This window comes from Actinomycetospora soli (assembly GCF_021026295.1).
GTDB classification, from domain to species: domain Bacteria; phylum Actinomycetota; class Actinomycetes; order Mycobacteriales; family Pseudonocardiaceae; genus Actinomycetospora; species Actinomycetospora soli.
Genome location: NZ_JAJNDA010000005.1, coordinates 347,338 through 365,202, shown reverse-complemented (window position 1 = coordinate 365,202; position 17,865 = coordinate 347,338). Strand labels below are relative to the sequence as shown.

The following is a 17,865-nucleotide window of genomic DNA, read 5'->3' as shown; positions in this document are numbered from 1 at the left end:
CCGGCCGCCCCTGCAGGGGTGGCCGGGCCGTCGTCGTGCGTGCCCTCGGTGGCAGGAAAGCGTCGTTGCTGTCGTCCAGCAGCAGGAAATCCGCATCGTCGCCCGGGCGGTCGGGGCGCTCTGGTAGACCGGCGGCCGTGAACGGATCACCGGGCGACGAGGCGCTGCTGGCGCTGCCCGGGATGCCCGAGCCGGCACCACCCGCCGTCGCAAAACAGAAGCGGCCGCCGAAGCACAACGAGCGGCTGCCCGCGGAGCAGGACTCGGTCGCGTCGGTGGCGGTCGACGTGCCGCTGCCGCACCTCGACCGGCCGTTCGACTACCGCGTGCCGGTCCAGCTCGACGAGGCCGCCGTGGTCGGGGCGCGCGTGCGGGTGCGCTTCGCCGGGCGCGTGGTCGACGGCTACGTCCTCGCGCGCTCCGACACCACCGAGCACGACGGCCGGCTGCAGTGGCTGGAGAAGGTCGTCTCGCCCGAGCCGGTGCTCTCGCCCGAGCTCGCCGCGCTCTGCCGCACCGTGGCCGACCGCTACGCCGGCACGCTCGCCGACGTCCTGCGCCTCGCGCTGCCGCCGCGGCACGCGCGGGTGGAGAAGGAGACCGTCGCTCCCGACACAGCGACCGAGCACGCCGACAGGGGGTCGGGGCCGGTCCCGCCGCCGGCTCCCGACGACGGGTCGGGCTGGGCGGCCTACCCGCGCGGCCCGGCGTTCCTCGAGGCGCTGGTCGCGCACCGGCCCGCGCACGGGGTGTGGCAGGCGCTGCCCGGGGAGGACTGGGCGCGGCGGCTCGCGGAGGCCGCACGGGCGACGCTCGCCGCGGGTCGGGGCGCCGTGATCGTCGTGCCCGACCGGCGCGACCTGGACCGCCTGCACGCGGCGTGCGTCGAGGTCGTGGGGGAGGAGCAGGTCGCCGCGCTGGCCGCCGACCTCGGACCCGCCGAGCGCTACCGCCGGTGGCTGGCGGTCTCGCGCGGCCGCGCCCGGCTCGCGATCGGCACCCGCGCGGCCGCGTTCGCCCCGGTGTCCGACCCGGGCCTGCTCGCGGTGTGGGACGACGGGGACGACTCGCACACCGAGCCGCGCGCGCCGTACCCGCACACCCGCGACGTCCTCATCGCCCGTGCGCACGGCAGTGGCGCCGCCCTGCTCGTCGCCGGCACCACCCGCACCGCGGAGGCCGAGGTGCTCGTCCGCAGCGGGTGGGCGCACCCGATCGCGGCCGAGCGCTCGACCGTCCGCGAGCACGCCCCGCGCGTCACCGCGATCGGGGAGGACGAGCGGCAGCTGCTGCGCGACCCCACCGCGCGCGCGGCCCGTATCCCCTCGGTGGCGTTCGAGGCCGCACGGGCCGCACTCGGGGCGGGCCGCCCGGTGCTGGTCCAGGTCCCGCGCCGCGGCTACCTCCCCGCCATCGCCTGCGCGCAGTGCCGCGAGCCCGCCCGGTGCCGGCACTGCCACGGGCCGCTCGGCATCCCCGCCGGGACCGAGGACGTCCCCGCCCCGCCGACCTGCCGCTGGTGCGGCCGCCCCGCCACCAACTACCGCTGCCCGGCGTGCGCCTCCCCGCGCGTGCGGGCCACCGTCGTGGGCGCGGGCCGGACCGCCGAGGAGCTCGGGCGGGCCTTCCCGCAGACGGTGGTCCGCAGCTCCGGGGGAGGGGCGACGATCCTGGAGACGGTCGACGCGGCGCCCGCCATCGTCGTCGCCACGCCCGGGGCCGAGCCGGTCGCCGACGGCGGCTACGGCGCGGCGCTGCTGCTGGACGGGGCCGCCCTGCTCGCGCGCCCGGAGCTGCGCGCGGCCGAGGACACGGTCCGGCGCTGGTTCGCCGCCGCGAAGCTCGTGCGCCCGGGCCCGGAGGGCGGGCGCGTGGTCGTGGTGGCCGAGTCGAACCTGCCCGCCGTGCAGGCCCTGATCCGGTGGGACCCGGCCGGGCACGCCGGCGCGGAACTGGACGCCCGCACCGAGCTGGGCCTGCCACCCGCCGTCCGGATGGCCGCCCTGGACGGCGACCCGGAGGCGCTGCGCGACCTCGTCGACACCACCCGGCTCCCGGCGGACGCCGACGTCCTCGGGCCCGTCGAGCTGCCGCCGGGCACGCGGCTGCCGGGCGCCGACGAACGCACCGAGCGGGCCGAACGGATCCTGGTGCGCGTGCCGCGGCCGGTGGGCCGGGAGCTCGCGCGGGCCCTGCAGGAGGCGCAGGCGGTGCGCGGCGCACGGCGCGAACGCGAGCCGGTCCGGGTGCTGCTCGACCCGCACGACCCGCTCTGACCCCGTCCACCCCCGCGCGAGGGGAACCCTCGTGCCACAAGAGCGCTCGAATCCTCCCCTCACGGACCGGGGCGAACACCCCACGACGTGGGTCCCGACGATCCGACGCGCCACGCACACAGATCCGACGCCCCACGACCCGGGTCCCGAGAAACCAGCGCGCCAAGCACACATCCCCGGATACGTGCGGAGTGCGGGGGCTCGTCGTGGCGCCGTGCGGTCGCCGCGGTGTGTGCGCCACGCGCAGGTTCCCCGAGGCGCTGTGCGCGCGCCGGCACGGTGTGTGCGCCTCGCGTAGGTTCTCGTGAAGCCCTGCGCCACAGCCGCCGGAGTGTGTGCGCCCCGCGCGGCGCGGGCGAGGGGTGTGCGCCGACTCGGCCGGATCGGGCACGCGCCTAGACTGGACGACCGTGACCGTCCAGCCCGTCCGCTACTTCGGGGATCCCGTCCTGCGGGAGCGCGCCGCCGAGGTGACCACGTTCGACAAGGAGCTGCGCCAGCTCGTCGCCGACCTCGACGAGACGATGCGGGAGCAGGGCGGGGCCGGTCTCGCGGCGCCGCAGATCGGCGTGGGGCTGCGCGTGTTCACCTACCGCGCCGGCGAGGACATGCACGGCCACCTGGTCAACCCGACCTGGAACGTCCTCGACGACACCGAGCAGACCGGCCCCGAGGGCTGCCTGTCCATCCCGGGCTTCCGCTGGGACTGCACGCGGTACGACCACGTGGTCGCGACCGGCTGGGACATGCACGGCGAGCCGCTGCGGGTCGAGGGCACGGCCATGCTGGCCCGCGCCATCCAGCACGAGACCGACCACCTCGACGGGGTGCTCTTCCTCGACCGGCTGGACGCGGCGACCCGCAAGGAGGCGATGGCGGCGATCCGCCAGGCCGAGTGGTTCGACCCCACGGCGCCGCCGCGCATCAAGCAGAACCCGCACGTGGCCGACCCGTCGCAGAAGGTCAACCCGCTGTTCGGGGGCGTCCGCTAGATGCGGCTCGTCTTCGCCGGCACCCCGGACCCCGCCGTACCCTCGCTGCGCCGCCTGCTGGAGGGCACCGCGCACGAGGTCGTCGCCGTGGTCACCCGCCCCGACGCGCCCGCCGGGCGGAAGCGCCGGCTGCAGCGCTCCCCGGTGGGCCTGCTGGCCGACGAGGCCGGGGTCGAGGTGCTGACCCCGGCGAAGGCGTCGGACCCCGAGTTCCTCGCGCGCCTCACGGCGATCGCACCGGACTGCTGTCCCGTCGTCGCCTACGGGAACCTGCTGCGTCCGGCGGCCCTCGCGATCCCGGCCCACGGCTGGGTCAACCTCCACTTCTCCCTGCTGCCCGCGTGGCGCGGGGCCGCGCCGGTGCAGGCCGCGATCCGCGCCGGGGACGAGATCACCGGCGCCAGCACGTTCCGGCTCGAGGAGGGCATGGACACCGGCCCGGTGTTCGGGACCGTCACCGAGAAGATCGCCGACGACGACACCGCAGGCGCGCTGCTCGAGCGGCTCAGCCACAGCGGGGCGGGCCTGCTCGCGGCGACCCTCGACGGGATCGCCGACGGCTCCCTGCAGCCCGTGCCGCAGCCCGCCGAGGGCGTCTCGGTCGCCCCGAAGGTCACCGTCGACGACGCCCGGGTCCGCTGGACCGACCCGCCGCTCGCGATCGACCGGCACGTCCGGTCGGTCACGCCGGCCCCGGGGGCGTGGACCGAGTTCCGCGGTACCCGGCTCAAGCTGGGCCCGGTCACGACGACGGGCTTCGACGACCTGGCCCCGGGGGAGATCGTCGTGGAGCGCAGGCGGGTCCTCGTCGGGACGGCCGCGGCGCCCGTCGTGCTGGGCAGCGTGCAGCCGGCCGGCAAGCCGATGATGCCCGCGGTCGACTGGAGCCGCGGCGTCCAGCCGACGGCGGGGGAGCGGTTCGAGACGACGGGAACCGGATGACCGACAGCTCCGTCCCGCCCGGCGGCCACCGCTCCGGCAAGGGACCGCGCCGCAAGCCCGACCGACCGCACCGGTCGGGCCCGCCGCGCGGCCGCTCCGGGCCGAACCGTCCGCCGCAGGGCGACGCCGCCCGCGAGGCCGCCCTCGACACCCTGCGGGCCGTCCGCGAGGACGACGCCTACGCCAACCTGACGCTGCCGCGACTGCTGCGCGAGCGCCGCGTCTCCGGCCGCGACGCCGCCCTGGCCACCGACCTCGCCTACGGCGCGTGCCGGGCGCAGGGCCTGCTCGACGCCGTGCTCTCCGCGTGCGTCGACCGACCCCTCGACCGGCTCGACGGCGTCGTCCTCGACGCCCTGCGCCTCGGAGCCCAGCAGCTGCTGCGCACCCGCATCCCCGCACACGCCGCGGTGGGCGCCACGGTGGAGCTCGTGCGCTCGCGGGCGGGCTCGAAGCCGACCGGCTTCGTCAACGCGGTGCTGCGCAAGGTGGCGGAGCGCGACGAGGCCGGGTGGGTCGCCGAGCTCGCGCCGGACGCGGGGACCGACCCGGTCGGGCACCTCGCGTTCGTGCACGCCCACCCGCGCTGGATCGCCGAGGTCTTCGCGGCGGTCCTGCCGGAGTCCGAGCTCGACGCGGCGCTCGCGGCCGACGACGCCCGGCCCGCGGTCCACCTCGCGGCGCGCCCGGGCGAGATCAGCGCCGAGGAACTGGCTGCGATCACCGGGGGCGAGGAGGCGCCGTACTCGCCCTACGGGGTGCTGCTCACCGAGGGCGGCGACCCCGGCGACCTCGAGCCGGTCCGCGAGGGCCTCGCCGCGGTGCAGGACGAGGGCAGCCAGCTGGTCGCGCTCGCCGCCGCCCGTGCCCCGCTCGAGGGCCGCGACGAGCTCTGGCTCGACCTGTGCGCGGGCCCCGGCGGCAAGGCCGCCCTGCTCGGTGCGCTCGCCGCGATCTCCGGCGCCACCCTCGACGCCGTCGACCGCGCCCCGCACCGCGCGGCCCTCGTCGAGAAGGCCACCGCCGGCCTGCCCGTGCGCGTGCACACCGGCGACGCCCGCGAGATCGCGCTGCCCGAGGCGGCCTACGACCGCGTCCTCGTCGACGCACCGTGCACCGGGCTGGGGGCGTTGCGCCGCCGTCCGGAGGCCCGCTGGCGCCGCCGGCCCGAGGACGTCGTCGACCTGACGGCGCTGCAGCGCGACCTGCTCACCCACGCCCTGGAGCGGGTGCGGCCCGGCGGGGTGGTCACCTACGCGACCTGCTCGCCGCACCCGGAGGAGACGGTCGACGTCGTCCGGGCCGTCGCGGCGGCGACCGGCGCCGAGGTGCTCGACACCGCCGCCGCCCTGCCCGAGCTGACCGGGTCCGACGTCGGGACGGGGCCAGGCCTGCAGCTGTGGCCGCACCGGCACGGGACCGACGCCATGTACTGCGCGACCCTGCGGCGCAGCGGCTGATCAGGGGTGCGGGAGACTGGGGCCGTGCCCGCCCCGCTCATCGCACCCAGCATCCTGTCCGCGGACTTCGCCCGGCTCGCCGACGAGGCCGCGGCGGTGCACGGCTCCGACTGGCTACACGTCGACGTCATGGACGCGCACTTCGTGCCCAACCTGACGCTCGGCCTGCCGGTGGTGGAGAGCCTGCTGCGGGCCACCGACATCCCGCTGGACTGCCACCTGATGATCGAGGACCCGGACCGCTGGGCGCCGCCCTACGCGGAGGCCGGGGCCCACAACGTCACCGTGCACGCCGAGGCCGCGCACGACCCGCGCAAGCTCGCGAAGGACCTCCGCGCCGCCGGCGCCCTCGCCGGGCTCTCCATCAAGCCGAGGACGCCGCTCGAGGACTGGATCGAGGTCCTCGCCGACTACGACACGCTGCTCGTCATGAGCGTGGAGCCCGGCTTCGGCGGGCAGAGCTTCATGCCCGAGGTGCTGGACAAGGTCCGCACGGCGCGGCGGCTGGTCGACACCGGGCACCTGCGGGTGCTCGTCGAGATCGACGGCGGGATCAGCGCGGACACCGTGGAGCAGGCCGCCGAGGCCGGGGTCGACTGCTTCGTCGCGGGCAGCGCGGTCTACGGCGCGGACGACCCGGCGCGGGCGGTCGCGGCGCTGCGCGAGCAGGCCGCGGCGGTCTCCCCGCACCGTTCACGGTCTACTCGCGAGTAACCTGAGCAGTGGCGGTTGTCACCGGGAAGGGACCCGGTGAGCGACGGCCGCGCGAGGATGATGCAGGCAGCGTCGATCGTTCACGCGAGCGACGACCGGACGACGGGGCAGGGGAGCCAGGAGTGTTCACGGGGATCGTGGAGGAGGTCGGCGAGATCGTCGACGTCACCCCGCAGGCGGACGCCGCCCGGCTGCGCATCCGCGGCCCGCTGGTGGTCTCCGACGCCCGGCCCGGCGACTCGATCGCGGTCAACGGCGTGTGCCTGACGGTGGTCGACCCGGAGCCGGAGTCGTTCGCCGTCGACGTCATGGGCGAGACCCTGCGCCGCTCGAGCCTCGCGGGCGCGGCCGCCGGAACCCCGGTGAACCTGGAGCGTGCCCTGGCGGCGGGCGCCCGGCTCGGCGGGCACATCGTGCAGGGCCACGTCGACGGCACGGCCACGGTCGCGGCCGTCGAACCGTCCGAGCACTGGACCGCGGTGCGCTTCCGCACCCCGCGCGCGGCAGACGGGAGCGTCGGGATCGCGCGCTACATCGTCGAGAAGGGCTCGATCGCCGTGGACGGCGTGAGCCTCACCGTGACCGAGGTGGACGACGACGGGTTCGCCGTCGGGCTGATCCCCACCACGCTCGCCGAGACCACCCTCGGGTCGCGCGAGGTCGGCGCGACCGTGAACCTGGAGGTCGACGTGGTGGCCAAGTACGTCGAACGGCTGCTCGGCACGGGGTCCGTGCAGCAGCCGGCGGGAACGGAGTCGGGAGCATGAACCACGTGGACGGCTTCGAGCACATCGAGCGGGCCATCGAGGACATCGCCGCGGGCAAGGCCGTCGTCGTGGTCGACGACGAGGACCGCGAGAACGAGGGCGACCTGATCTTCGCCGCCGAGAAGGCGACGCCGGAGCTCGTCTCCTTCATGGTGCGCTACACCTCGGGCTACATCTGCGTGCCGCTGACCGGCGAGGCGTGCGACCGCCTCGACCTGCCGCCCGCGCACTCCATCAACCAGGACCGGCACGGCACCGCCTACACGGTGTCCGTCGACGCCCGCGAGGGCATCGGCACCGGCATCTCCGGCGCCGACCGTGCCCGGACCATCCAGGTCCTCGCCAACCCGGCGTCGGCGGCCACCGACCTCTCCCGCCCCGGGCACGTCGTCCCGCTGCGGGCCCGCGACGGCGGCGTCCTGCGCCGCCCCGGGCACACCGAGGCCGCCGTCGACCTCGCCCGCCTCGCCGGGCTGGAGCCCGCCGGCGCGATCTGCGAGATCGTCTCGCAGAAGGACGACGGCGAGATGGCGCGCTACGAGGAGCTCGCGGTGTTCGCCGACGAGCACGACCTCGCGCTCATCACCATCAAGGACCTGATCGCCTACCGGCGCCGGTCGGAGAAGCAGGTCGCACAGGTCGCCCACGCGCACCTCCCGACCGTCCACGGCGAGTTCGAGGCCTACGGGTACGACTCGCTGCTCGACGGCATCGAGCACCTCGCCCTGGTCTACGGCGACCTCGGCGACGGCGAGGACGTCCTGGTCCGCGTGCACTCCGAGTGCCTCACCGGCGACGTCCTCGGTTCCCGCCGCTGCGACTGCGGCCCGCAGCTCGACGCCGCGATGGCCGCCGTCGCCGCCGAGGGCCGCGGGGTGGTGCTCTACGTGCGCGGCCACGAGGGCCGGGGGATCGGCCTGATCCACAAGCTGCAGGCCTACCAGCTGCAGGACGCCGGGGCCGACACCGTCGACGCGAACCTCGCGCTCGGCATGCCCGCCGACGCGCGGGACTACGGCACCGGTGCCCAGATCCTCGCCGACCTCGGCATCAGGAGCATGCGCCTGCTGACGAACAACCCGGAGAAGCGCGCGGGGCTCGAGGGCTACGGCCTGACGATCCTCGACCGCGTCGCCCTGCCGCTGCGCGCGACCCCGGAGAACCTGCACTACCTGCGCACCAAGCGGGACCGCATGGGGCACGACCTCCAGGGCCTCGACGTCTACGAGGCCGGCCTGGCGAGCAGCGAGTCCGGCGCATGAGCACGCAGGGACGCCCCGACATCGCGGTGCCGGACGCCACGGGCCTGCGCCTGGGGATCGCGGCGACCCGGTGGAACGCCGAGATCGTCGAGACGATGCTCGAGCGGGCGCTGCTCGCGGCCGAGCGCGGCAACGTCGAGCACCCGACGGTGGTGCGGGTGGCGGGCGCGATGGAGCTGCCCGTCGTCTGCCAGGGCCTCGCGGCCGGGCACGACGCGGTCGTCGGGCTCGGCGTGGTGATCCGCGGCGCGACGCCGCACTTCGACTACGTCTGCGACGCCGTGACGGCGGGGCTGCTGCGCGTCGGGCTCGACGAGCGCACGCCGGTCGGCAACGGGGTGCTCACGACGGAGAACCTCGACCAGGCCTGGGAGCGCGCCGGGACCCCGCAGTCGACGGAGGACAAGGGGTTCGAGGCGGTCGTGGCCGCCCTCGACGCCGCGATCACCCTCAAGCAGTTGCGCGACGGGACGCACCGCGCGCCCGTCGGGTTCGCGCGATGAGCGCCGACTCCCCGGTCGTCGTCCCGCCCGAGGGTCTGGACCTCGGCCCGGTCGAGCTGGAGATCCGGCCGCGGCGCATCCGGTGGGTCGCCTGGGTCGTCGCGATCCTGCTGTTCGCGTTCTTCGCCGGCGGCGCGCTGCTGGTGTACGTCGAGTCGGCGGGCTTCAACTTCCGGCCCGCCGACCAGGTCGCCATGGTCGTCCTCGGGCTGATCCTCGCGGGCTGCGCGCTGCTGTTCACCCGGCCCCGGCTGCGCGCGGGCGCCGGCGGGGTGGAGGTCCGCGCGACGATCCTCACGCGACGCGTCGCGTGGGCCGACGTGGTCGGCATCAGCTTCCCCGACGGCGCCCAGTTCGCCCGGATCGACCTGCCCGACGACGAGTACCTGGTCGTCTCCGCGATCCAGGCCGTGGACAAGCTCCACGCCGTCGAGGCCGTGAAGGGTTTGCGGGACCTGCACGCGACGTACGCCCGGTGACGCTGTACGAGTCGCTCTTCCGGCACGTCGCGGTGCGCGTGCCGGCCGAGCGGACCCACCGCATCGGGATCCGCGCCCTCGCCGCGGCCACGCCGGTGATCCCGGAGCGCACCCCGGACCCGTCGCTCGCGGTCACCGCGATGGGCCTGACGTTCCCGTCGCCGCTCGGGGTCGCCGCGGGCTACGACAAGGACGCCGAGGGCATCCGCGGGCTCGCCCGACTCGGGTTCGGCGCCGTCGAGATCGGCACCGTCACCGCCCGGCCGCAGCCCGGCAACCCCCGGCCCCGCCTGTTCCGCCTGCCCGACGACCGCGCGCTGGTCAACCGCATGGGCTTCAACAACGCCGGTGCGGACGCCGTCGCCGAGCGGCTGGCGCAGCTGCGCGACGGCGGGCCGCTCGGCACCGTGCTCGGCGTCAACATCGGCAAGTCGAAGGCCGCCACGGGGCCCGAGCAGACCGTCGCCGACTACCGGTACTCCGCGCGTGCCCTCGGTCCGTACGCCGACTACGTCGTCGTCAACGTGTCCTCCCCGAACACCCCCGGCCTGCGCGACCTCCAGGGCGTCGACGCCCTCGAGCCGCTGCTCGCGGCGGTGCGCGAGGAGATCGGCGCGACGCCGCTGCTCGTCAAGATCACGGCCGATCTCGACGACGACGGGGTCGACGCGGTCGCGGACCTCGCGGTGACCGCGGGCCTGGACGGGATCGTCGCCACCAACACGACGGTCGCGCGGTCCGGGCTGCGCTCCGACCCCGCCGTCGTGGACGCCGCGGGCACCGGCGGCCTGTCCGGCGCCCCGCTCGTCGAGCCCGCCCGCGCGATCCTCGCGCGCCTCGTCGCGCGGGTGGGCGGCCGGTTGACGATCGTCTCCGTCGGCGGCATCGCCGATGCCGCCGAGGCCCGCCGTCGCCTCGACGCCGGCGCCACGCTGGTGCAGTCCTACACCGGGTTCGTCTACGGCGGGCCCGCCTGGCCCGCGCGGGTCAACACCGAGCTCGCACGCCCGCTGTCGACCTGACCTCCGCGCGTCCCGCACACACATCCGCGGGACCACGGCACCCGTCTACTGAACCCCGCGCGTCCCGCACACAACGCCGGGGGGGACCTCGATGCGGCCCGACGGGCTATCTGCCGGACCGAGTGTGGCGCGGGGGTCCCTCGACGACGAGCGTCCCTCCACGCGGAGCGTGTGCGCGACGCGCAGGTTCTTCCACGCGGACGCCCGACCCGCCTGAATATGTGCGCCACGCGCAGAAGTGCCGGACGACGGACGTCTCTCCCGGCCGACTGTGTGCGCCACGCGCAGAAGTCCCCGACCACGAACGTCCCTCCCGGCCGACTGTGTGCGCCACGCGCAGAGATCCCGGACCACGAACGTCCCTCCCAACCGAATGTGTGCGCCGCGCGCGAGCCGGCCGCACCGAGCACCCGGCGACCCGAGCCGATCCCGACTGAACGCGCCGAGCTACGGCACACCCGGCACGATGGGCGCCCGTGACCGCCCCGCAGCCCGCGCCCGCCCGCCGTCCGAAGGTCGTGCTGTTCGACCTCTTCGAGACCTGCCTGCAGCTGGAGGGCCTGCGGCCGCGGTTCGTCGCCCTGGGCCGCCCGGGTCACGAGCTGGAGCTGTTCTTCGCCCGGCTGCTGCACCAGGGCATGGCGATGACGCTCGCGGGCGAGGCGCCGCCGTTCCGGACGGTCGCCACCGACATGCTCCGACGCACCAGCGGACGCGACCTCGACGACGACCAGGTCGCCTCGGTCCTCGACGGCTTCCGCGAACTGCCCGTCCACGACGACGTCCGCGCCGCGTTCACGCTGCTCCGCGACGCCGGCGTGGCCGCCTACGGCTTCACGCACGGCTCGGCCGCCACGGCGAGCGCGGCCCTGGAGAACGCCGGCGTGCGCGACCTGCTCGACGACGTCTTCTCCTGCGAGGAGATCGCCTCGTTCAAGCCGCCGCGGCGGGTGTACGACTTCGCGGTGCAGCGCGTGGGCGGTGAGCCGGGCCGGACGGCCCTGGTCGCGGTGCACTCCTGGGACGTCCACGGTGCCCAGGCGGCCGGGCTCCTCGGCGGCTACTGCGAGCGGCTCGAGGGCCGGGTCCCCGACGCCGTACTCCGGCCGCACGTCGTGGCGGAGAGCCTGGACGACGTCGTCGCCGGGCTGCTCGCCCTGCCCGAGTGACGCCCCGAGTAGGTTCGACGACCAGCCGCGACCACCACCGCGACCCCGACGGAGGCCTCCGCCCGTGACCCTCGAGAACACGCCTGCGACCCCGGGCGGCCTGACCCGCCGTCGCGCCCTGTGCGGCCTCGTCGTCGCCCTCGCCGCACCCGCCGCCCTCGCCGCCTGCTCGTCGGGCGGCGAGAGCACGGCACCCGCCGGCGGCGGCAGCGGGGCGACCGGCGGCGCCACCACCGCCCCGCCCGCGGGCGGCACCCCGGTCTCCGCGGTCCCGGTCGGCGGCGGCGTCGTCGTGGAGGGGCCGAACGGGCCGGTCGTGCTCACCCAGCCCCAGGCCGGCGTCATCAAGGCCTTCGACGCCGCGTGCCCGCACCAGGGCACCCCGGTCGACCCGCCCGAGGGCGGCACCATCACCTGCCCGAACCACGGCAGCCAGTTCGACGCCACGTCGGGCGCCCTCAAGAAGGGCCCGGCGGAGAGTGGGCTCACCCCCGTCGCGACGACCGTCGTGAACGGGCAGGTGCAGTTCGCGTAAGTCTCCCGAGATGCTCGCGCTGCACGCCGCGTGGTCGCCCGGCCGGGGGCTCTGCCTCTGGGCCGAGGACCCGGCGCGCCGCGCGGGCGGGTCGACGCGGAGCCGGGCACGCGGCGCCCGCCCGCACCCGTTCGCGGCCGACCACGAGCAGCTGCGGGCCGTCGCGGCGGCGCTCGGCACCGCCGGCGGGGAGGGGCAGGCGGTCCTGCACCTGCCGTCGACGGCCGGTCCTGCCGGGGCGACGCGCGAACCCGTCCCGTCCGACGGCTCCGACACCCCAGCCGCCCTCGCCCCGTGGACGGTGCCGGTCCTCGAGCTCGACGCGGACGTCCTCCTGCGGTCCGAGCCGCTGCCGGGGGAGGGCGGGGAGTTCGCCGTGCTGCGGGCCCTCGGGCGGCTCGCGGCCGACCTCGTCGCACGCGGCCGGGTCCTGCCCGCCCCGCACCCCGACCACGACGATCCGCTCGGCTGGCGTCCCGTGCTGCAGGGACGCGACCTGGTCGCCGCCGACGCGTTCGCCGCGGCCCTGCCGCCGGCCGTGCGGGCCGAGGCGGTCGACGGGCGACCCGTCGCCGACGGGATCGGTCCCGACCCCGCCGAACTGGTCACCGAGGCGCTCACCGCCCTGGTCGACGCCGAGGCCCGGCACCGGCTCCGCGACGAGCCCGCCGCGCCCGCCCTCCTCGCGGCCACTGCACAGGGCGACCTGGACCCCGGGCTCGCCCGCTGGGAGGTCGTCGGCGCCCCGCACGCCGGCCCCGCCCGCGGGACCTTCCGGTTCACCGAGATCGTCGTCGACGACCTGGGCCATGCGGTCGAGGGCGAGCCCCGGTTCTGGCTCGAGTTCTCCCTGCAGTCCGCGCAGGACGCGAGCCTGCGAGTGACCGCGGAGTCGATCTGGCGCGACGCCGGGTCGCTGCGCCGCTGGCTCGACGACCCCAGCGAGATGCTGCTGGCCGAGCTCGGCCGCGCCGCCGCGATCTACCCGGAGCTGACCGAGGCGCTGCGGGTGCCGCGCCCGACGGGGATGGAGCTCGACCGGGAGGGCGCCCACCACTTCCTGCTCCGGGTCGCCGCGCCGCTCGACCGGGCCGGCTTCGGCGTGCTGCTGCCCAGCTGGTGGTCGCAGCCCGCGCGGCTCGGCGTCACGGCGAACGCCACGGGCGGCGCCGGGCCCGAGGGCGTCGTGGCGCTGCGCGGGCGGCTGCGCAAGGAGGAGCTGGTCGAGTTCTCCTGGAAGCTCGCCGTCGACGGCGACCCGCTCTCCGACGACGAGATGCGCGCGTTGGTCCACGCGAAGGCGCCGCTGGTGTTCCTGCGCGGCCGCTGGGTGGCCGTGGACGCCGAGCGGCTGCGGGCCGGTCTGGAGTTCCTCGACCGCGCTCCGGGCGAGGGCACGGTCGGCGACGTCCTCGCGCTGCACTCGGCCTACCACGACGACCTGCCGCCCGAGTGGGCCGCGCCGCTGCCCGTCGAGGACGTCACGGCGGCCGGCTCGTTGGGCGCGCTGCTCTCCGGCGCGGCGGACGCCCACCTCGAACTGCTCGACGACCCGCCGGCGCTCGAGGCGACCCTGCGGCCCTACCAGCGGCGCGGGGTCTCCTGGTTGGCGTTCCTCGCCGGGCTGCGCGTCGGCGGGCTGCTCGCCGACGACATGGGGCTGGGCAAGACGCTCCAGGTCCTCGCCCTCGAGGCCCACGAGCGGGGCGGCCCCGACGACGGGCCGGAGCGGCCCACCTCCGGGGCCGAGCTCCGTCCCGCCACGTCTCCCACGCTGCTCGTCGCGCCCACGTCCGTCGTCGGGAACTGGCAGAGGGAGGCCGCGCGGTTCACGCCCGGGCTCCGCGTCGTCGTGCACCACGGCGCGGGCCGGGCGACGGGCGACCTCACGGCGACGCTCGCGGCCGCCGACCTCGTCGTGACCTCCTACGGCACGCTGACCCGCGACGTGGCCGAGCTGTCCCGCCACCGCTACCACCGGCTCGTCCTCGACGAGGCGCAGCTGGTGAAGAACAACCGCTCCCGGGCGGCCCGGGCGGTCCGCACCATCGACGCCGGGCACCGCCTCGCCCTCACCGGCACGCCCGTGGAGAACCGCCTCGCCGAGCTGTGGTCGATCATGGACGCGGTCAACCCCGGCCTGCTCGGCACCGTCACCGCGTTCCGCGACCGCTACGCCGTACCGATCGAGCGGCACGGCCGCGAGGACGTCGCACGCCGTCTGCAGACCGCCGTCCGCCCGTTCCTGCTGCGCCGGGTCAAGACCGACCGCACCGTCGTCGACGACCTCCCCGACAAGATCGAGACCGTCGAGCGCTGCAGCCTCACCGCGGAGCAGGCCTCGCTGTACCAGGTGGTCGTCGACGAGATGACCGAGACGCTCTCCGGGCTGGAGACGGCGGGCCGCGAGGGCATCGAGCGGCGCGGCAAGGTGCTCGCGGCGCTGACGAAGCTCAAGCAGGTCTGCGACCACCCCGCGCTGCTGCTCCACGACGGGTCCCCGCTCGCCCGGCGCTCGGGCAAGCTCGCGCGGGTCGAGGAGATCGTCGCCGAGATCCTGGCCGCGGGGGAGAAGGCCCTGCTCTTCACGCAGTTCACCGAGTTCGGCGACGCGCTCGCGCCCTACCTGGCCCGTCGCTTCGGCGTCGAGGTGCTGTGGCTGCACGGCGGGACCTCGCGCAGGGCCCGCGACCGCATGGTCGAGGCGTTCCAGTCCGACGGCGGCCCGCCGCTGTTCCTGCTCTCGCTGAAGGCCGGCGGCACCGGGCTCACCCTCACCGCCGCACAGCACGTGATCCACCTCGACCGTTGGTGGAACCCCGCCGTCGAGGACCAGGCGACCGACCGCGCGTTCCGGATCGGGCAGAAGCGCACCGTCCAGGTCCGCAAGCTGGTCTGCGGCGGCACCGTCGAGGAGCGGATCGACGACCTCATCGAGGGCAAGCGCACCCTCGCCGGCCAGGTGATCGGCGAGGGCGGGGACGACCCGGACTGGCTCACGGGCCTGTCCACCGACGAGCTGCGCCGCGTGGTCGCCCTCGACCCGGGGGCCACCGACGACGGCGGCGACGACGGCGGCGACGACGACGACGACGAACTGGACGACGACGATGCCGCCTAGGCGCCGCCCGAAGGAGCCGTTCCGCGAGAAGTTCCCCGAGCCGGGTCCCGCGACCTTCGCCGAGTACGGCAAGCGGATCGCCGTCGAGGACGGCATCGCCGCGAAGAGCCGTCGCGGGGCGATCGGGGCGTCCTGGTGGTCGGGCCGGTTCCTCGCCGTCCTGGAGAAGCTCGGCGTCGGCGGCCGGCTCGACCGCGGGAAGACCTACGCGCGCGCCGGGCAAGTGATCGACCTGGCGATCGAGCCGGGGGAGGTCGTCGCGACGGTGCAGGGGTCGCGGGCCGAGCCGTACCGCGCGCGGATCGGCATCACCACCTTCGCCGACGAGGCCTGGGACGCCGTCGAGAACGCGTTCGCCGCCGACTCCTGGTACGCCGCCTCGCTGCTCGGCGGCACCGTGCCCGACGACCTCGAGGAGGTCTTCGGCCGCGTCGGTCTCTCGCTCTTCCCGACGGGGGCCCGCGAGATGCCGATGGACTGCTCCTGCCCCGACTGGTCGGTGCCGTGCAAGCACCTCGCGGCGGTGGCGTACCTGGTGGCGGAGCGGTTCGACGAGGACCCGTTCCTCATCCTGCGCTGGCGCGGCCGGGACAGGGCGACGCTGCTCGCGGGAATCCGCGACCGCCGCGACGACACCGGTCCCGCCGTCACCCCGCTCGCCGAGGTCGTCGACCGGTTCTGGACCGCCGGCGGCCCGTTGCCCGACGTCGGCGGGCCCGCGTCGGGCAACTCCGAGGAGCTGCTCGACCAGATGCCGCCGCTCGGCGTGACCGTCGACGGCGTCGATGCCCGGGAGGCGCTGCGCCCCCTCTACCGGCGTCTCGGCGCCTGAGCCGGTAGAACGGTGCGCGTGGCTCGTATCCTCATGATCGTCGCGCACCCCGACGACATCGACTTCGGCAGCGGCGGCTCCGTCGCCCGGTGGATCGCCGAGGGCGACACCGTCGACTACTGCATCGTCACCGACGGCGACGCGGGCGGGTTCGACGAGGCCGTCGGCCGCGTGGAGATGGCCGAGCTGCGCCGCAAGGAGCAGCGCGCCGCGGCCGACGTGTACGGCGTGGGCGAGATCGACTGGCTCGGCTACCCCGACGGTCGGCTCTACGTCACCCACGACCTGCGCCGCGACCTCTCGCGCGTGATCCGGCAGCGCCGCCCCGACCGGTGCGTCGTGCCCTCGCCGACCCGCAACCTGCGCAGCACCTACGGCAGCCACCCCGACCACATCGCCGCCGGTGAGGCCGCCATGTGCGCGATCTACCCCGACGCCCGCAACCCCTTCGCCCACCCCGAGCTCCTCGCCGACGAGGGCCTCGAGGCGTGGACGGTGCCGGAGACGTGGATCGCCAACCCCGGCGACGGCGCCGACCTCTACGTCGACATCACCGACACCCTCGAGCGCAAGATCGAGGCCCTCCGCGCCCACGAGTCGCAGACCGCCCACATGACCGACCTCGCCGAGCGCATGCAGATGTGGGGCTACTCCCAGGCCAAGGCCGCGGGCTGGTGCACCGACGGCACGCCGCCCGAGGAGCGTCGCTACGCCGAGGGCTTCCTCGTCCTCGACACCAAGTAGCCCGTTCCCGACGCCGGGTCGGCACGGGTCCGCGCTGCGCGCCCCGCGCACAACCGGCCCGGTCCGGCACCGAGTCCACCCGACACCCGCGCGCCCCGCACACAACCCACCCGGCCCGGCACCGAGCCCCCGGGACACCCGCGCGCCCCGCACACAACCCACCCGGCCCGACGCCGAACTCGGCTCGACCATGATCACGAGTTCGAGAGCGACGCGCGCAAGCCCTGATGCGACACGCTCACGACGTTGCGATCATGCGCGTCGGGCAGCCGACGTCGTCGTCACGCTCCCCGAGTTGTGTGCGCGGCGCGCAGAACTCGAAGGACCTCCTCGCCCCGGGCGCCCCACCATGTGCACGACGCGCAGCAGCGTCGCGATCTCCCGAACCGCCCCCACCAGGACGCGGAACGACCTGGCGTCCTGTCCGTGTCCGAGGAACACCCACCGCCGAGACCGCCGTGGGGCGCCGAGCTGGAGGCGGAGAATCTCGAGTTCGCGCTGTCGGTCCTCGACCAACTGGTCCCGACGGTCGTGCAGCTGCACCGGGCCGACGCCGCACGGCTCGGGCTCGATCCGACGGAGCTGACGATCCTCGAGGTGCTCCGGGGCGTCGCGCCGCTGTCGATCGCCGCGCTCGCGGGGCGCTGCGCGTTGAGCCACGCCGCCACCGCCCGGGCCGTCGACCGCCTGGTGGCCGCCGACCGCGTGGGTCGCTACGTGGACCCCGACGACGCCCGGGGCTGGCTGGTCGACCTCCCCGACCACACGGTGGCCGCGCTGCGCCACGCCCGGGCGACCCTCCGGCACGACCTCGCCGACCTCGCCGCCGGGCTGACCCCGGCCGGTCGGGTGGCGACGCTCCACGCGCTGGTCCAGGTCACCGGGGTGGTGATGCGGTCGGTGCAGGAGCAGGCCGTCGAGCGGTGCCGGCAGACCCGCCACCGCCGGTGGCTGGAGCACCGGGAACGGGCGGACGGAGGGCGCTGACACCGCAAGCCGACACACCGGAACGCAAGTGTCTCGGGACGGGACACGCCGAACGACACG

Annotated in this window: 16 protein-coding genes; all 16 read left to right on the top strand. The window is 75.7% G+C overall.

Annotated features, from left to right (window positions below; genetic code table 11):
- Positions 1-182 precede the first annotated feature (182 nt).
- The 16 genes from LN037_RS10900 (at position 183) to LN037_RS10825 (ending at position 17,805) form a co-directional block, all read left to right on the top strand.
- Positions 183-2,276: a primosomal protein N' gene (locus tag LN037_RS10900; protein ID WP_230752149.1), complete on the top strand. Its 2,094-nt coding sequence runs from the start codon at positions 183-185 to the stop codon at positions 2,274-2,276.
- A gap of 410 nt (positions 2,277-2,686) precedes the next feature.
- Positions 2,687-3,268 carry a peptide deformylase gene (gene def / locus LN037_RS10895; RefSeq protein ID WP_230751951.1) on the top strand — a complete coding sequence of 194 codons (582 nt, stop codon included), beginning with the start codon at positions 2,687-2,689 and terminating at the stop codon, positions 3,266-3,268.
- Entirely contained in the window at positions 3,269-4,210 is a 942-nt protein-coding gene (gene fmt / locus LN037_RS10890) for a methionyl-tRNA formyltransferase (protein WP_230751950.1), read from the top strand. It abuts the gene before it with no gap.
- A complete protein-coding gene (locus LN037_RS10885) occupies positions 4,207-5,670 on the top strand; it encodes an RsmB/NOP family class I SAM-dependent RNA methyltransferase (protein ID WP_230751949.1) in 1,464 nt (487 codons plus the stop codon). Before fmt ends, LN037_RS10885 begins: the two co-directional genes overlap by 4 nt.
- A 24-nt stretch (positions 5,671-5,694) precedes the next feature.
- Positions 5,695-6,384, top strand: a complete 690-nt coding sequence (gene rpe / locus LN037_RS10880) for a ribulose-phosphate 3-epimerase (protein WP_230751948.1) — start codon at positions 5,695-5,697, stop codon at positions 6,382-6,384.
- Between the two features lie 122 nt (positions 6,385-6,506).
- On the top strand, positions 6,507-7,151 hold the full coding sequence (locus tag LN037_RS10875) for a riboflavin synthase (RefSeq protein WP_230751947.1): 645 nt from the start codon (positions 6,507-6,509) through the stop codon (positions 7,149-7,151).
- Positions 7,148-8,413: a bifunctional 3,4-dihydroxy-2-butanone-4-phosphate synthase/GTP cyclohydrolase II gene (locus LN037_RS10870; RefSeq protein ID WP_230751946.1), complete on the top strand. Its 1,266-nt coding sequence runs from the start codon at positions 7,148-7,150 to the stop codon at positions 8,411-8,413. The genes LN037_RS10875 and LN037_RS10870 overlap by 4 nt, the downstream gene beginning before the upstream one ends.
- Positions 8,410-8,916 carry a 6,7-dimethyl-8-ribityllumazine synthase gene (ribH, locus tag LN037_RS10865; protein ID WP_230751945.1) on the top strand — a complete coding sequence of 169 codons (507 nt, stop codon included), beginning with the start codon at positions 8,410-8,412 and terminating at the stop codon, positions 8,914-8,916. The genes LN037_RS10870 and ribH overlap by 4 nt, the downstream gene beginning before the upstream one ends.
- Positions 8,913-9,395, top strand: a complete 483-nt coding sequence (locus tag LN037_RS10860; protein WP_230751944.1) for a PH domain-containing protein — start codon at positions 8,913-8,915, stop codon at positions 9,393-9,395. The genes ribH and LN037_RS10860 overlap by 4 nt, the downstream gene beginning before the upstream one ends.
- Positions 9,392-10,417, top strand: coding sequence for a quinone-dependent dihydroorotate dehydrogenase (locus tag LN037_RS10855; RefSeq protein ID WP_230751943.1), 1,026 nt, complete (start codon positions 9,392-9,394; stop codon positions 10,415-10,417). The genes LN037_RS10860 and LN037_RS10855 overlap by 4 nt, the downstream gene beginning before the upstream one ends.
- Before the next feature lie 476 nt (positions 10,418-10,893).
- Entirely contained in the window at positions 10,894-11,586 is a 693-nt protein-coding gene (locus tag LN037_RS10850) for an HAD family hydrolase (RefSeq protein WP_230751942.1), read from the top strand.
- A 64-nt stretch (positions 11,587-11,650) separates the two neighbouring features.
- Positions 11,651-12,121, top strand: coding sequence for a Rieske (2Fe-2S) protein (locus tag LN037_RS10845; protein ID WP_230751941.1), 471 nt, complete (start codon positions 11,651-11,653; stop codon positions 12,119-12,121).
- Between the two features lie 10 nt (positions 12,122-12,131).
- On the top strand, positions 12,132-15,242 hold the full coding sequence (locus LN037_RS10840) for a DEAD/DEAH box helicase (protein WP_230751940.1): 3,111 nt from the start codon (positions 12,132-12,134) through the stop codon (positions 15,240-15,242).
- A complete protein-coding gene (locus tag LN037_RS10835; protein ID WP_230751939.1) occupies positions 15,232-16,074 on the top strand; it encodes an SWIM zinc finger family protein in 843 nt (280 codons plus the stop codon). The genes LN037_RS10840 and LN037_RS10835 overlap by 11 nt, the downstream gene beginning before the upstream one ends.
- Before the next feature lie 18 nt (positions 16,075-16,092).
- Complete coding sequence (locus LN037_RS10830) at positions 16,093-16,818, top strand: PIG-L deacetylase family protein (RefSeq protein ID WP_230751938.1); 726 nt, start codon at positions 16,093-16,095, stop codon at positions 16,816-16,818.
- Positions 16,819-17,244: 426 nt separating this feature from the next.
- Entirely contained in the window at positions 17,245-17,805 is a 561-nt protein-coding gene (locus tag LN037_RS10825; protein WP_230751937.1) for a MarR family winged helix-turn-helix transcriptional regulator, read from the top strand.
- Positions 17,806-17,865: the final 60 nt, after the last annotated feature.

What these genes read in the sequence shown, in the direction of transcription:
- LN037_RS10885 (WP_230751949.1), top strand. Translation starts at nt 4,207, where the DNA reads ATGACCGACAGCTCCGTCCCGCCCGGCGGCCACCGCTCCGGCAAGGGA.
- ribH (WP_230751945.1), top strand. Translation starts at nt 8,410, where the DNA reads ATGAGCACGCAGGGACGCCCCGACATCGCGGTGCCGGACGCCACGGGC.
- LN037_RS10840 (WP_230751940.1), top strand. Translation starts at nt 12,132, where the DNA reads ATGCTCGCGCTGCACGCCGCGTGGTCGCCCGGCCGGGGGCTCTGCCTC.
- LN037_RS10870 (WP_230751946.1), top strand. Translation starts at nt 7,148, where the DNA reads ATGAACCACGTGGACGGCTTCGAGCACATCGAGCGGGCCATCGAGGAC.
- LN037_RS10835 (WP_230751939.1), top strand. Translation starts at nt 15,232, where the DNA reads ATGCCGCCTAGGCGCCGCCCGAAGGAGCCGTTCCGCGAGAAGTTCCCC.
- LN037_RS10900 (WP_230752149.1), top strand. Translation starts at nt 183, where the DNA reads ATGCCCGAGCCGGCACCACCCGCCGTCGCAAAACAGAAGCGGCCGCCG.
- LN037_RS10860 (WP_230751944.1), top strand. Translation starts at nt 8,913, where the DNA reads ATGAGCGCCGACTCCCCGGTCGTCGTCCCGCCCGAGGGTCTGGACCTC.
- fmt (WP_230751950.1), top strand. Translation starts at nt 3,269, where the DNA reads ATGCGGCTCGTCTTCGCCGGCACCCCGGACCCCGCCGTACCCTCGCTG.